The organism is Cycloclasticus sp. PY97N (assembly GCF_002443175.1).
Lineage (GTDB): Bacteria > Pseudomonadota > Gammaproteobacteria > Methylococcales > Cycloclasticaceae > Cycloclasticus > Cycloclasticus pugetii.
This window is the reverse complement of record NZ_CP023664.1, coordinates 396955-410583: the sequence shown is the minus strand read 5'-3', so window position 1 is coordinate 410583 and position 13629 is coordinate 396955. Positions and strand designations below refer to the sequence as shown.

Genomic DNA, 13629 nt, shown 5'->3' with positions numbered 1-13629 from the left:
TATACACGGTTCTTTTTATTATCTTTCAGTGGGTTTTAGTATTTTCCAAGCCTTATCTACTTTAGCCAAGCTATTACCCTTAGGGATTTCGCCCGCTTGGTTTCACCTTAAAAAAGCACCACCGAGTAACGATTAGCAAGGACAAACCGGCCCCTAAGATATCAGCAAACAAATCATACAAATCCGACTCACGCCCTGATATAAATGACTGATGCCATTCATCACTGGCCGCATAGAGCGCTGAAAAAATAAAGGCCACAATGAGCGCTCGTTGTTCGTTTTTGATTACTTGGGTGAAATAAGCTAACGCAAAGAAACCTAAAACAGCATAGGCAATTGCATGAATAACCTTATCTTGATGTGCAAATAGCACTGGCGTTGGTAACGCTGACTGATGGGATAAGTAAAAAATAAGCCCACAATAGCCCACCAACAAAGCCAAGCAAACGCCTTTCACGTTAGGCGAATACCGTACTGGCTTCAAACACGGGGCCATCGACACAGACTCGTTTCATCGCCTCACCCTCTTTTGTCTTCACCTTAACAACACAACCGGCACAACCACCAACGGCGCATGCCATATATTCTTCAAGCGACACTTGGCATGAAATATTAAATTCTTTGGCCAATGCAGCCACCGCTTTTAACATCGGCGTGGGGCCACAGGAATATATCTCTACCTGTTGCCGCTGTGCTTCACTAAGGGCATTCAGCCAATCGCGTGCTAGGTCGGTAATATAACCTTGATAAACACCATCATAATTTTGCAAACTGGCTAAACGGCTGGGAATCCCCCACTCTTCTAATAATGGTAAACCATCACTAACGCTTGCTTCAATACCATCAAGCGCCAATGCCGATGCCTTTCTTTGAAACGGAAAAGGAACTTCTGAGCCCATAAAAACAACCGGTGTTATCTCAGTTTGATTGTCTTTTATATACTCTGATAAACAAATCATGGGAGGAATACCGACGCCACCACCCAACAGCAAGGCCCTAGGTTTGTTGGTGTTTAACTCAAATGGTCGACCAATTGGCCCCATCACGTTAATTGTCTCACCCACTGCGCGTTTTGCGAGCAATTCTGTCCCAGCACCCACCGCCTTATATAAAAACTCAACCCAACCTTCTGAAGCGCAAGCACGCATAATCGATAATGGGCGACGCATTAAACGTTGGGGATCACATTGAATGTGTGCAAACTGTCCTGGCTGTGCTGATGCTGCACACTTAGGCGCCTTCACGCGTATAACGTATTGCTCTTGTTCAAACGCCTGTTGCGCCAAAATTTCAGCATCTTCTAAAAAGATGGTGTTTCGTGTATTTTCTTGCATTATTCCTCGAAAACTAAGTGGCCATTAACCAGTGTATGCGTTACTTTGCCTTTCATTTGATGCCCAAGGTAAGGCGTGTTTATTCCTTGGCTAAACCAATGTTCCTCATCAACTAGCCAAGTTTTATCAGGGTCAACAATACAAAGGTCTGCTGGAGCGCCTTCCGACAGACGCCCTGTTGCCAGCCCCAGTGTCACTGATGGCCCATCCGTTAAACGACTCACCATTTGAGATAAATCCAATATTCCCTCATCTACCAGTGTCAGCATTAATGGTAACACCGTTTCTAAACTTGAAATGCCCGGCTCAGTTGATGGGAAGGGGGCTTGTTTAGCTTCTGCCTCATGCGGTCGATGACCTGAGCTAACACTCAATATTCCTTTTGCAACACCCGCCACTAACGCATCTCTGTCTTCTACTGAACGCAGTGGTGGTGAAGTATGATAGTTTGCGTCAAACGTACCCACATCAAATTCAGTTAAGCTTAATTGGTATGCATGTACATCTGCCGAAATGGCATCATTAGTAGCCTGCGCTCTTGCAATCATCGTCACAGCCCTTGCTGAAGACACGCCCGTTAAATGAATTCTCGCACCCGTTTCTTCGGCTAATTCAATCATCTGTGCGATAGCTACTGTTTCTGCTGAAACAGGGATGCCCGATAAACCCAATTTAGAACTCACCGAGCCATCATGAATACAACCATCATCTTTAATCGATATATCTTCTGGTTTGAGTATCACCAGCAGGTCATGGGTACTGGCATACTGTAAAGCACGCCTTAATATTTGGTTATCAATCGTATTATTGGGTGCTTGGCTTACGGCAACACAACCTGCTTTTTTCAAGGCATACATTTCACTCAGCGCCTTACCTTGTAGCCCAACTGTTAAAGCGCCTAATGGCAGTACTTTTGCCGAACCAGCCAAGGCCGCTTTGTCCAAAATCAGTTGCACAACAGAAGGGGTGTCTAATACTGGCTGGGTATCTGGCAAACAACAAATTGAGGTATAGCCGGCCGATACAGCAGCTTTTGTTTCGCTCTGTATTGTTGCCTTATGTTCATAACCCGGCTCTCTTAGACTGGCATTTAAATCTACAAAGCCCGGTAACACCCATTTATTGCTGGCATCTATACTCTGTTGTGCAACAAAGCCCGCTGGCTTCTCACCCACCGATTGAATTTGACCGTTGGCAATATAGACATCCTTAACGGCATCACAGGCATTAGCAGGGTCAACGACTCGGCCATTTTTGATGTGTATATTCATCCCTTAACTACCTTATTTTGACCCAGCGTAAGTGTCATCACCGCCATGCGGATAGCAATGCCATTCGTCACTTGCTGCAAAATAACCGAATTGGCACCATCAGCAACGGCAGCTTCCATTTCCACGCCACGATTAATCGGCCCTGGGTGCATCACGGTGACATCCGGCTTGGCATACGCCAACTTTTCTTCCGTCAGACCAAAACACTCAAAATACTCGTGCTCACTGGGTAAGAGTGCAGCGCCCATTCGTTCACGTTGCAAACGCAGCATGATCACCACATCTACATCATCAAGTCCTGTACGTAAATCGCCATACACGTGCACACCTAATGAATTAACATCACTCGGTAACAACGTCTTCGGAGCAATAACTCGCACCTCTTTAACCTCTAGCGTATTAAGCGCATGAATTTGCGAGCGAGCAACTCGCGAATGCAAGATATCGCCAATAATGGCGACTTTCAAATGCTTAAACTCCTTCTTTACTCGACGAATAGTAAACATGTCGAGCATCGCCTGAGTGGGATGTGCGTGGCTTCCATCGCCAGCATTAATAACGCTGACATGTGGCTCTACATGTCGCGCGATAAAATGTGCCGCGCCACTATCGGAGTGCCTCACCACAAACATATCGGCCTGCATCGCTTCTAAATTACGAATCGTGTCGAGAATACTTTCGCCTTTAGAGGTTGCAGACGTTGCTATATTTAAATTAATCACATCCGCAGATAAGCGTTTTGCAGCTAAATCAAACGTCGTACGTGTTCGCGTGCTGTTTTCAAAAAACAAATTAACAATCGTTTTTCCACGCAGTACGGGGACTTTTTTTACCGCCTGATGACCTACGCTCGAGAATGACTCGGCGACATCCATAATCTCTATCAGGGTTTCTTTAGAAAGACCCTCGGTGGTTAGAAAGTGGCGGAGTTGTCCCTGTTCATCAAGTTGTAAACGGGAACTATCGGGTGCTTTGAAGGACGTACTAGCAGGTTGCTTGCTAGAGCTCATATCAGTCAATTCCGGTTAGTTTCTAGCGCTAAAGGCGCCGGGCCGATCAATTTTACCTGTTTTTCAGGTAACAAATCCAGTTTCACACCGACTATATCTGCATGAAGCGGCAATTCTCTCGCTCCACGGTCTACTAAAACCGCCAACGTAACACTATCAGGGCGACCGTAATCAAAAATTTCATTTAATGCTGCACGGATCGTTCGGCCTGTATAGAGAACATCATCCACCAAGATAATGTGCTCGTTTTCAACCTTAGCAGGGATATTACTTGGCTTAACCTGTGGATTTAAGCCTATGCGTGAAAAGTCATCCCGGTAGAATGAAATATCAATTTCACCAAGCGGTTTATTCAACCCTAGTTTCTGATGTAACTTTTCTGCCACCCATAACCCGCCGGTATGCACCCCTATCATCAGTGGCTCAACTATTTGCTTGCGCTCCATCATTTGTGCCAACTCATCTGCCATTGTGTTTATGATGGCATCAATATCAATAGCTTTTAACTCTGTATCCATACTTATTGCTTGTGTTGTTGTGTGTTTAACCAGCTTTGTAAAATCAACTGCGCAGCGACTTGGTCTTGAACTTCCCATAACTTATCGGCACTCACCTGAACCTCATCAAACAATATTTGTTTTGCTTCAAATGTTGTCAGCGCCTCATCAAATAATTCAACGGGGCATTGATACCGCCCTTCTAACTGTCTAGAAAACCGCTCCATTTTTGGCGTAACTGTATTATCACTACCATCTTCTTGGCGAGAAATACCAACTATCATTTTTGTTGGCTGCCAGGTCTCAATAATTTTTGTTAACTCGTCCCAGCCGGTCTTTTGTCTCACTGCTTTAACCGTTGTTAAGGCATTGGCAATGTGTGTCTGTGTATCACCCACAGCAACACCTATTTTTTTTACACCATAATCAAAACCTAGGCATACCGCCATTAGCAATGACCCACATCAGAACTCATCAAACTAATATCAACACCTATTCTATGCGCCGCCAATTCCCAGCGTTGCGGGAGAGGCTCATCAAAAATAATATGTGGTTCAGCTTGGCCATGTAACCAAGAATTCCGCTGAATTTCCTGCTCCAATTGCCCTGCAGCCCAGCCCGCATAACCCAGCGCAACCATCCATTTCTCGGGCCCTTTACCTTCGGCAATTGCTTCTAAAATATCTTTTGAGCTGGTCAGCGCAAACTCATCATTCACCGTTAACGTAGAATCCCAGTTGCCTACCGGCGTATGCAACACAAACCCTCGCTCAGGTTGAACAGGACCACCCATAAATAAAGGCGTTGCCGCTACTGCTGGGTTAACTGCAGTAATTGATAATTGATCAAAAATGGCTTTCATGGTCATCGTGTGTGGTTTATTAATCACGATACCCAGCGCCCCTTCTTCATCATGCTGACATAGGTAGGTGACCGATTTAGAAAAGTCATCACCTTCCATTCCTGGCATTGCAATTAGGAAATTATTAGTGAGATAGTTTTTTTTATTCATAAATAAAATTTCATCGTTGTGGTCTTTAGCGTGTTAGCAAAGAGCCTTCATTTAAAAATTGCCAGGTCCTCGTGATGACCAAAATATCAATATCTTTTTGCAGATCAATAGGGAGCGGGGCAAATGGTGCCGATAGTTTAACAATATTGACTGCTGCATCATCAATAATTTTATGACCAGAACGGCGATTAATTATGATTTTCTTTAAATTACCATCGGCATATAATTCAACGCTCATTACTAATGTGCCCGACAAACGCTTACGCCTCACTTCCCCTGGATAATTCAAATTGCCCACTCGCTCAATTTTGCGTTGCCAAGCCGCTTCGTAACTGGCCGCTTTGTATTTATGCGCATTAATTGAGTTGATGTGTAATTTTCGAGGTCGTCGTGAATAACTGGTAACCGCTTCATTAATTTCTGCCTGAAGTTTTGCAATTTCCTCACTTTGACGCAATAAATCAGCCGTCGTTAATGCCTTGCTTTGCTTTGGCACTTTTTTATTGCTAGCCTCAATTGCCACATCCGCTTCAGTTTGCAAGAGCGCCTTTTGAGCCTGAGCCAGCGATTGCTGCTCTTTCGTATGCTCAGATTGTGCTGACTGCTTTTTCGGCTGCAACGCTGCTTGCTGTTGATTAACTGCCTTTTCTTCCGCTTCGCCACTACCAACTTGATCTTCTTGGGCTAAAAAATCAGCTTTTTCAGGCCGCTCTTTATCCGGCGATACCACCAACACAACCTCTAGTGCTTGACTAACGGAACGCGAGATATCAACATCAAAACTAATACCCAAAATAACCAAGGCATGAATAATGCCCGCCATAAATAACGTTAAACCCAGCTTATCCGCTGATGATATGGCAGCTGGAGCAGCCACCTCTATGCTAGTTGCTCCTCAATGCAATCCATCAGTAAAGCACTTATGTTTAAACCAAATTGATTGTCCAACTCTTGTACACACGTTGGGCTTGTCACATTTATTTCCGTCACATAGTCACCAATCACATCTAAGCCAACAAAAAACAGCCCCTTTTTAACCAACGTAGGGCCAATTTGCTCACATAACCAACGGTCTCTATCGGTTAATGTTCGGCCCTCACCTGTCCCACCAGCGGCCAAGTTCCCTCGCGTTTCACCTTCGGCAGGAATACGGGCCAAGGCGTACGGTACGGGTTGACCATTAACAATTAAAATACGTTTATCGCCCTGCTTAATTTCAGGTAGATAGCGCTGAACCATTGTCAATTCTTTTCCATGATTAGTCATCGTTTCCAGCACAACGCCAAGGTTATGGTCCGCTTTTTTAAGTCGATAAATGGACGCGCCGCCCATCCCATCTAAAGGTTTAACAATAATATCTTCATGCTCAAGCAAAAAGTCTTTAATCCGTTGAGTTTGCGAAGTCACCAAGGTAGGCGAGCAACAGTCTGGAAACCATGCCGTAAATAACTTTTCATTGGCATCACGCAAAGACTGCGGTTTATTCACCACCAATACACCATCGGATTCGGCTTGTTCTAAAACATACGTCGTATAGACAAAGTTCATGTTAAAAGGCGGGTCAACACGCATTAAAATAGCATCCATTTGACTCATAACATCATCAATAGGCTCACCTAATGTAAACCAACTTTTTTCATCGCGCTGAACAGTTAATGGTTTATAGGTCGCCTTCGCAGTACCATTTATCAGGTACAGGTCTTGTTGTTCCATATAAAACAACTCCCAGCCCCTGCTTTGCGCTTCAAGCAACATAGCAAATGTGGTGTCTTTTTTGATATTGATTGACCCGATAGGGTCCATTACAACGCCTAAACGCATGGGTCTCTCCGCTTGTAAGTGTTTTCTCTAATATTATAACGTGTCATGTACATATAGATTTGTTATGAATTTCTTCTGTTAAGTTACTAATTGCATTTCGAAACTCAAGTAGTCCGCTCAATTCAATTCTAATACGGTCATTTTCAATTTTATAGCTGTCAGGATGGCTAATAGCTACTCGCTTCAAAGCATCTTTGTGTTTAGATAAAGGCACTCTACCAGCTATATGTAACAAAGCATTTCTAACTTCTTGAGCATTGATTATTATTGAATACGCAGAATTATCTCCCAGCTCCCCCAATATATCTTTAATATAAGATTTGAATTTTTTTATCCCATAACCTCCGTCTTGTTGAACCGAACGAGGGTTTTTATCTCTCCATAATAAATACAACATTTCTTCTAGATGACCAAACATTAACAGAAAAGATGTTTCACGAAGCTTTTCAGGGAAGTGTTTTTCTAGGTTAATCCTCAAATAAGCTTTATCTACACCAGATGAGTCCGCGTCTTCATCTATTAAAGTTGCTCTTAAAGCATCATCGATATAGTCATGAAACCTTGCTATACAACCAAGGTTTTGCCTAAGCATCAATTTAAAAATAGCATTCCCCATATCATTCTTACAATTCAAATAACAACCTCAAAACATAGTAAATTATCGTTGTCATTTAAACACAACCAGATTTCTTCATCTGTTTCGCCTTGAAAGGCGAGTGACTCTTTTGTCAGTAGCAACAAAAGAGTAACCAGAAAAATGCCACCCACTGCTCTCACCCTGAAGGGTGCCTTCAAAAATAAGCAATAAAATAGCTACTGTGGAACTCGCCTAAAGAACGGGCTCAAACAGCCACAATAGAAAACTCTATTTTATTGATTAGTTTTTCAGTGAGAGCAAGAGGGTTTAAAATCAAAATCACTCACTTTTGACTTTGGTACCCTTTTATCGCGCTAGGAATTATTTCTTTTCGGATAAGAGAGCGCGTTGTCTGAGCATAGCGAGTTTAGCGCGAACCCGAAAATAATTCATTACTGCGATTTGGGCGACCTTTTCTTTGGTTCTGTTTCTTTTTGTCGCAAAAAGAAATGAACACCCTAGCGGCAGCAAAAATGCAAACCTACCCCATATCTCCCCAGAGAACTTGCATCGCTGCAATGGAAGCAATCGCTGCTGTTTCGTTACGGACAACCCTTGGCCCAAAACCCAAGGCCGAAAAATTTACCTCTTGCGCATCCAACACTTCTTGTTCTGAAAAACCGCCTTCTGGCCCAATCAGCACGGCTACCGCATCATTTGGTTTTGGATAATCTCTTAACGTATCTGCCTTACCCGGCTCAAATATAATACGGCTTGCCGCCAACTCTGTATTTAGCCACTGCGCTAAGTCCATCGTTACATTTAAGATCGGTGGCTTATTTCGACCACACTGCTCACAAGCCCGATAGACAATGTTTTGCCAATGTTGATGGCGCTGCAAACGACGTTCTTCGGTGAGTTTAACAACACAGTGTTGCGTAATAACGGGGGTAATAACCGCCACGCCCAGTTCTGTCGCTTTTTGAATTGCCACATCCATCCGTTCACCACGGGAAACACTCAGGCCCAATTCAATCTGAAGCGGCGACTCTAATTCTACATTTCGCCAAGCACCCAGTTCTAGCACCACCGCTTTACGATGGACCTCTTGAACCGTGGCGACATATTCACCGCCTTGGCCATTGAAAACGGTTAGTTGGTAACCTTTCTTTAAACGCAATACATTGCGTAAATAATGCGCCGCATCTGCTTCGAGTGTTACAGCGGCTCCTTCGACTAAATCTTGCTCAACAAAAAGGCGTGAAATACGCATCGCTAGCCGTGCAAACTATCCGGTAATGTTATGGTATCGATCGGGTCTTCATTTTTAGGCGGCATTTGCAAGTGAAAACCCTGCGTTTCAAGGTTCTTCATCACGACTAATACATCTTCTCGTGCTAATGAACGCTCCGCAGATAATTCTAAATCAAACACATGCTCAGGCACTGGAAATTGCTGCATCACTTCAACAGGAACATCTGAAAAATCATCCTGCTCTTTGACATATAAATATAAACCATCACGCTTAGCCGTTTTGTAAATGGCACAGGATATTTCTTTTACACGACTCATTTCGCGCTGATCCCTAAATTGCGGCAAATAGCCAAACTCGCTTCTGCCTGATTCATGCTGTAAAAATGCAGTCCCGGACAACCATAGTCAAGCAATGTTTGACTTAACTCACTGACCACATCTGTCCCAAATGCTTTAATCGATTCGCGGTCATCGGCAAAGCCTTCTAGGCGTTTACGTATCCAACGGGGGATTTCAGCACCGCACATATCAGAAAATCTCGCCAACTGTGAATAGTTTGTTATTGGCATAATTCCCGGTACAATCGGTACATTTATAGCCATTTTGTCGCAATCTTCAACAAACCGGACATACGCCTCAAAATTAAAAAAGTATTGTGTAATGGCACTATCTGCGCCTGCTTCTACTTTTTGTTTAAAGTTAGCTAAGTCTGTTTGAGCATTCGCAGCTTGCGGATGAACTTCGGGATAAGCGGCCACTTCAATATGGAAGTGGTCACCTGTTTCTTCACGAATAAAAGCCACTAGCTCATTGGCATAGCGAAATTCACCAATATCCAAGGTGCCTGATGGGATGTCCCCACGTAAGGCAACAATGCGGTCTACGCCGTTATCCTTATAATTTGATAAAATTTTACGGATGCTTGCTTTTGTAGACCCCACACAAGACAAATGTGGTGCCGCTGAGAAACCTTGCTTTTTAATATCCAGCACGGTATCAATGGTACCTTGTTGAGTACTACCTCCTGCGCCAAAGGTGACAGAAAAATATGCTGGGTCAAGTTGGCCCAACTCTTTACTGACGTTTAACAGCTTAACTCGCCCTTCTTCGGTTTTTGGTGGGAAGAATTCAAAGCTAATTTTTTGATATGACTCTAAACTCATAGTTAGTAACGGTAGTGATGTGGTTTATACGGTCCTTCAACAGGGACATTAATATAGTCAGCTTGCTCTTGCGTAAGCTCGGTTAAATTTACGCCAATTTTCTCTAGGTGCAAACGCGCTACTTTTTCATCTAAGGTTTTAGGTAACACATAGACTTCATTTTTGTAGTTATCTCCATTTGAGAAAAACTCAATTTGCGCCATGACTTGGTTGGTAAATGATGCCGACATCACAAAACTTGGGTGCCCTGTTGCACAGCCAAGATTAACCAAACGGCCTTTTGCTAACAACGTAATTCTCTTGCCATCGGGGAAAATGACGTGATCCACTTGTGGCTTTACTTCTTCCCACTCGTATTTTTCAAGCGACGCAATATCTATTTCAGAATCAAAGTGACCAATATTACAAACAATCGCTTCATTTTTCATCGCCAGCATATGGTCGTGATTAATAACACCCAAGTTACCCGTTGTTGTCACAAAGATATCACCTTGGTCGGCCACATCGTCCATTCGTACGACGCGATAACCTTCCATCGCTGCTTGTAATGCACAAATAGGGTCAACCTCGGTCACCCACACACTTGCACCCATGCCTTTGAAGGCTTGCGCACAGCCCTTACCAACATCACCATAACCAATAACAACCGCAATTTTGCCAGCTATCATGACGTCTGTTGCACGTTTAATCCCATCTAATAATGATTCACGACAACCATACAGGTTATCAAATTTACTTTTCGTCACAGAATCATTCACGTTCATTGCTGGAAAAAGCAACTCACCTGATTCTTGCATTTGGTATAAACGATGTACGCCCGTGGTCGTTTCTTCTGTCACACCTTTGATACTGCTGGCCATGTTTTGCCATCTAGTCGGTGCTACCGGCAAATTGCGACGTAAGACATCAAGAATGGCGACCCACTCTTCATTATCGCCCTCTTTTGCATCCGGTACAGCGCCTGCTTTTTCAAACTCAACACCTTTATGCAGTAGCAAGGTCGCATCACCACCGTCATCAAGAATCATATTCGCTTCTTGCCCTTCCGGCCAAGTCATCATCTGTTCTGTGCACCACCAATATTCTTCAATCGTTTCGCCTTTCCAAGCAAACACTGGAATATTAAGATCGGCAATCGCCGCTGCTGCGTGATCTTGTGTAGAAAAAATATTGCAAGAGCACCAGCGAACCTCAGCCCCTAAAGCCACTAAGGTTTTGATCAGTACCGCCGTTTGTATGGTCATGTGTAGACTGCCTGCAACGCGCGCACCTGCTAATGGCTTACTCTCACCAAACTCTTCTTGTAAGGCCATTAAACCCGGCATTTCGCTTTCAGCAATGGCTATTTCTTTATGACCCCATTCAGCCAATGACATATCAGCTACTTTATAATCTGTAAAACTCATTTTTTTATCTCTCTAAATTGTTGTGTGTCGGTGCGCCTGACTATTTAGCCGCATCTCTTAATAGCTCGGCTTTATCTGTGCGCTCCCAAGTAAATTCGGGTAATTCACGGCCAAAGTGTCCATAGGCTGCGGTTGGACGATAAATCGGACGCAATAAGTCCAATTCTGCAATTAAGCCTTTCGGGCGCAAATCAAAATGTTCGCCGATCAGTACAGCTATTTTGTCGTTGTCGATAAGCCCAGTACCAAATGTTTCAACCGCAATGGATGTTGGCTTGGCGACCCCAATCGCATACGAAACTTGTATTTCACAACGTTTCGCCAAACCCGCTGCAACAATGTTTTTAGCAACATATCGACACATATAAGCAGCAGATCGGTCTACTTTACTAGGATCTTTTCCAGAAAATGCGCCGCCGCCATGGCGTGCCATGCCACCATAGGTGTCCACAATAATTTTACGGCCTGTTAAACCACAGTCCCCCACAGGGCCACCAATAATGAATTGGCCTGTCGGGTTAATATGAATATTTTCAGACAAACAACTGGCAAACCACGCATCTGGCAATACCGGTTTAATAATTTCTTCAATCACCGCTTCGCGTAAATTGGCCAAACTGATCTCGGGTGCATGCTGTGTAGATAACACGATCGCTTCAACACCCACTGGTTTATTGTTTTCATAACGCAGGGTCAGCTGGCTTTTCGCATCAGGGCGCAGCCACGGTAATACGCCATTCTTACGCACCTCTGCTTGGCGCTGTACCAATCGGTGAGAATAGGTGACCGGTGCCGGCATTAAAACATCAGTTTCATCACAGGCATAACCAAACATCAGCCCTTGATCGCCAGCGCCTTGCTCATGCTCTTCGCTTTCATCTACACCAATAGCAATATCGTGAGATTGCTTGCCAATAGCATTTAGCACCGCACAACTTTGCCAATCAAAGCCTATCTCTGGTTTGTCGTAACCAATATCGTTAACCACTTGACGTACTAGCTCTTCGGTATCGACCCATGCATTTGTCGTTACTTCACCGGCTAAAATCACCATTCCGGTCTTAACCATTGTTTCAACGGCGACTCTCGATGAGGCATCTTGTTCTAATAAGGCATCTAACATCGCATCTGACACTTGGTCAGCTACTTTGTCTGGGTGTCCTTCAGATACCGACTCAGATGTAAAAATAAAATTCTTGCTCATAGTAAACTCGCCTCTTCGGTTTAAAAATAGGCACTAAAAGTTGGGCTATATGGATGTTGCCAGTTAGGCAGATGATAAAAACTCACCGTTTTATCTAGACACCATGCTCATTATTTCAGTTTCCTGTTAATAATGAACGCAGTTAAAATTTGACTGTTTGAATAAGCCTAGCAGGAAGATCCTGTCGCAGCGTTCCTTATTCAAGGTGGAGCTATTTTAGATCATATATTAAAAATTTCAAGGGCTTAGCTTAGCAATGCCCTTAAACCACCTTTGCTAATATATTGTTGGCAGAATTCTCGCCGTTCTTTGCTGGTAATCTGTGTAAGACCGACCCAAGGTTCTAGCCAGATCTTTTTCTTCATAGTAAATCCCAATAAAAATGTAGGCTGACATGCCAATTGAGAACACGATATTCCCAATAGTCATCGTTGGTAAGGACCAAAATACTACTAACAAACCTAACATCATTGGGTGACGAACCCATTGATAAAATAAACGCTCTTTAAATTTAACCTGAGTGTATGTTTTATTAACAAAAAACAACCACGTTTGACGCAAGCCAAATAGATCAAAATGGTTGGTTAAAAATGTTGAAAGAAGAGCCACCACCCAACCCAAAGCAAACACCGACCACACTAGTGTTATGGCAGCTTTGTTTGTTATTTGCCAAACAATGCCATTCATTGGCTGCCAACAAATCATAAGCATCGCCAACACAAGGCTTGAAGCCAATACATAGGTGCTTCTCTCTACTTGATGCGGCACCATTGACGATATCATGTCTTTAAACCAGCCACGCGCCATAACACTGTGTTGCACTCCCCATATGAGTAGTAAGCCAATATTCACCACTAAGGCATAAGGGGAGTATTCTGTCGACTGTGTTGCGAGACTCTTCGAGACACCTAAGCCACCAACAAATCCTATAAAATAGACAAAGACCGCACAAAATAGAGCATAACTAGCCACCCCATATAGCATCACCCAAGATCTCATCAGCTTCTCCCATTTAAATTGAATTTTCTTGCTATATTACCTTTATGAGAAGTAAGAATACACGCCTACGATCGGCACCTA

General features: G+C 43.6%; 16 protein-coding genes and 1 riboswitch. All 16 genes read right to left on the bottom strand.

Annotated elements, in window-relative coordinates; genetic code table 11:
• Window positions 1-79 precede the first annotated feature (79 nt).
• A complete protein-coding gene (locus tag CPC19_RS02075) occupies window positions 80-484 on the bottom strand; it encodes a VanZ family protein (RefSeq protein WP_236610541.1) in 405 nt (134 codons plus the stop codon).
• Window positions 459-1334 carry a dihydroorotate dehydrogenase electron transfer subunit gene (locus tag CPC19_RS02070; protein WP_016390820.1) on the bottom strand — a complete coding sequence of 292 codons (876 nt, stop codon included), beginning with the start codon at window positions 1332-1334 and terminating at the stop codon, window positions 459-461. Before CPC19_RS02070 ends, CPC19_RS02075 begins: the two co-directional genes overlap by 26 nt.
• A complete protein-coding gene (locus CPC19_RS02065; protein ID WP_016390819.1) occupies window positions 1334-2605 on the bottom strand; it encodes a dihydroorotase in 1272 nt (423 codons plus the stop codon). The genes CPC19_RS02070 and CPC19_RS02065 overlap by 1 nt, the downstream gene beginning before the upstream one ends.
• Window positions 2602-3615: an aspartate carbamoyltransferase catalytic subunit gene (locus CPC19_RS02060; protein ID WP_015006951.1), complete on the bottom strand. Its 1014-nt coding sequence runs from the start codon at window positions 3613-3615 to the stop codon at window positions 2602-2604. Before CPC19_RS02060 ends, CPC19_RS02065 begins: the two co-directional genes overlap by 4 nt.
• Window positions 3616-3620: 5 nt before the next feature.
• Complete coding sequence (gene pyrR / locus CPC19_RS02055; protein WP_015006952.1) at window positions 3621-4133, bottom strand: bifunctional pyr operon transcriptional regulator/uracil phosphoribosyltransferase PyrR; 513 nt, start codon at window positions 4131-4133, stop codon at window positions 3621-3623.
• Between the two features lie 2 nt (window positions 4134-4135).
• Window positions 4136-4561: a Holliday junction resolvase RuvX gene (gene ruvX / locus CPC19_RS02050; RefSeq protein ID WP_015006953.1), complete on the bottom strand. Its 426-nt coding sequence runs from the start codon at window positions 4559-4561 to the stop codon at window positions 4136-4138.
• Entirely contained in the window at window positions 4561-5124 is a 564-nt protein-coding gene (locus CPC19_RS02045) for a YqgE/AlgH family protein (protein WP_015006954.1), read from the bottom strand. Before CPC19_RS02045 ends, ruvX begins: the two co-directional genes overlap by 1 nt.
• Window positions 5125-5149: 25 nt before the next feature.
• Window positions 5150-6001 (bottom strand): energy transducer TonB, encoded by an 852-nt coding sequence (locus CPC19_RS02040; RefSeq protein ID WP_016390818.1) that lies wholly within the window; start codon window positions 5999-6001, stop codon window positions 5150-5152.
• A gap of 2 nt (window positions 6002-6003) precedes the next feature.
• Window positions 6004-6945, bottom strand: coding sequence for a glutathione synthase (gene gshB / locus CPC19_RS02035; RefSeq protein WP_016390817.1), 942 nt, complete (start codon window positions 6943-6945; stop codon window positions 6004-6006).
• A 43-nt stretch (window positions 6946-6988) separates the two neighbouring features.
• A complete protein-coding gene (locus CPC19_RS02030; RefSeq protein WP_016390816.1) occupies window positions 6989-7561 on the bottom strand; it encodes a hypothetical protein in 573 nt (190 codons plus the stop codon).
• Between the two features lie 502 nt (window positions 7562-8063).
• The gene (locus CPC19_RS02025) at window positions 8064-8795 is read right to left on the bottom strand and encodes a 16S rRNA (uracil(1498)-N(3))-methyltransferase (protein ID WP_016390815.1); all 732 of its coding nucleotides are present in this window, start codon (window positions 8793-8795) and stop codon (window positions 8064-8066) included.
• A gap of 2 nt (window positions 8796-8797) precedes the next feature.
• The gene (locus CPC19_RS02020) at window positions 8798-9094 is read right to left on the bottom strand and encodes a YcgL domain-containing protein (RefSeq protein ID WP_015006959.1); all 297 of its coding nucleotides are present in this window, start codon (window positions 9092-9094) and stop codon (window positions 8798-8800) included.
• A complete protein-coding gene (gene metF / locus CPC19_RS02015; RefSeq protein ID WP_016390814.1) occupies window positions 9091-9939 on the bottom strand; it encodes a methylenetetrahydrofolate reductase [NAD(P)H] in 849 nt (282 codons plus the stop codon). The genes CPC19_RS02020 and metF overlap by 4 nt, the downstream gene beginning before the upstream one ends.
• A gap of 2 nt (window positions 9940-9941) precedes the next feature.
• Entirely contained in the window at window positions 9942-11345 is a 1404-nt protein-coding gene (gene ahcY / locus CPC19_RS02010) for an adenosylhomocysteinase (RefSeq protein ID WP_016390813.1), read from the bottom strand.
• Window positions 11346-11385: 40 nt separating this feature from the next.
• Window positions 11386-12549, bottom strand: a complete 1164-nt coding sequence (metK, locus tag CPC19_RS02005; protein WP_016390812.1) for a methionine adenosyltransferase — start codon at window positions 12547-12549, stop codon at window positions 11386-11388.
• Window positions 12550-12676: 127 nt separating this feature from the next.
• A riboswitch (S-adenosyl-L-homocysteine riboswitch) is annotated at window positions 12677-12753 on the bottom strand.
• Between the two features lie 72 nt (window positions 12754-12825).
• Window positions 12826-13548 (bottom strand): isoprenylcysteine carboxylmethyltransferase family protein, encoded by a 723-nt coding sequence (locus tag CPC19_RS02000; RefSeq protein ID WP_016390811.1) that lies wholly within the window; start codon window positions 13546-13548, stop codon window positions 12826-12828.
• Window positions 13549-13629: the final 81 nt, after the last annotated feature.

Coding starts and splice junctions, on each gene's coding strand:
- CPC19_RS02070 (WP_016390820.1), bottom strand. CDS start 1,334: ATGCAAGAAAATACACGAAACACCATCTTTTTAGAAGATGCTGAAATT.
- CPC19_RS02065 (WP_016390819.1), bottom strand. CDS start 2,605: ATGAATATACACATCAAAAATGGCCGAGTCGTTGACCCTGCTAATGCC.
- CPC19_RS02060 (WP_015006951.1), bottom strand. CDS start 3,615: ATGAGCTCTAGCAAGCAACCTGCTAGTACGTCCTTCAAAGCACCCGAT.
- pyrR (WP_015006952.1), bottom strand. CDS start 4,133: ATGGATACAGAGTTAAAAGCTATTGATATTGATGCCATCATAAACACA.
- ruvX (WP_015006953.1), bottom strand. CDS start 4,561: ATGGCGGTATGCCTAGGTTTTGATTATGGTGTAAAAAAAATAGGTGTT.
- CPC19_RS02045 (WP_015006954.1), bottom strand. CDS start 5,124: ATGAATAAAAAAAACTATCTCACTAATAATTTCCTAATTGCAATGCCA.
- gshB (WP_016390817.1), bottom strand. CDS start 6,945: ATGCGTTTAGGCGTTGTAATGGACCCTATCGGGTCAATCAATATCAAA.
- CPC19_RS02030 (WP_016390816.1), bottom strand. CDS start 7,561: ATGGGGAATGCTATTTTTAAATTGATGCTTAGGCAAAACCTTGGTTGT.
- CPC19_RS02025 (WP_016390815.1), bottom strand. CDS start 8,795: ATGCGTATTTCACGCCTTTTTGTTGAGCAAGATTTAGTCGAAGGAGCC.
- CPC19_RS02020 (WP_015006959.1), bottom strand. CDS start 9,094: ATGAGTCGTGTAAAAGAAATATCCTGTGCCATTTACAAAACGGCTAAG.
- metF (WP_016390814.1), bottom strand. CDS start 9,939: ATGAGTTTAGAGTCATATCAAAAAATTAGCTTTGAATTCTTCCCACCA.
- ahcY (WP_016390813.1), bottom strand. CDS start 11,345: ATGAGTTTTACAGATTATAAAGTAGCTGATATGTCATTGGCTGAATGG.
- metK (WP_016390812.1), bottom strand. CDS start 12,549: ATGAGCAAGAATTTTATTTTTACATCTGAGTCGGTATCTGAAGGACAC.
- CPC19_RS02000 (WP_016390811.1), bottom strand. CDS start 13,548: ATGAGATCTTGGGTGATGCTATATGGGGTGGCTAGTTATGCTCTATTT.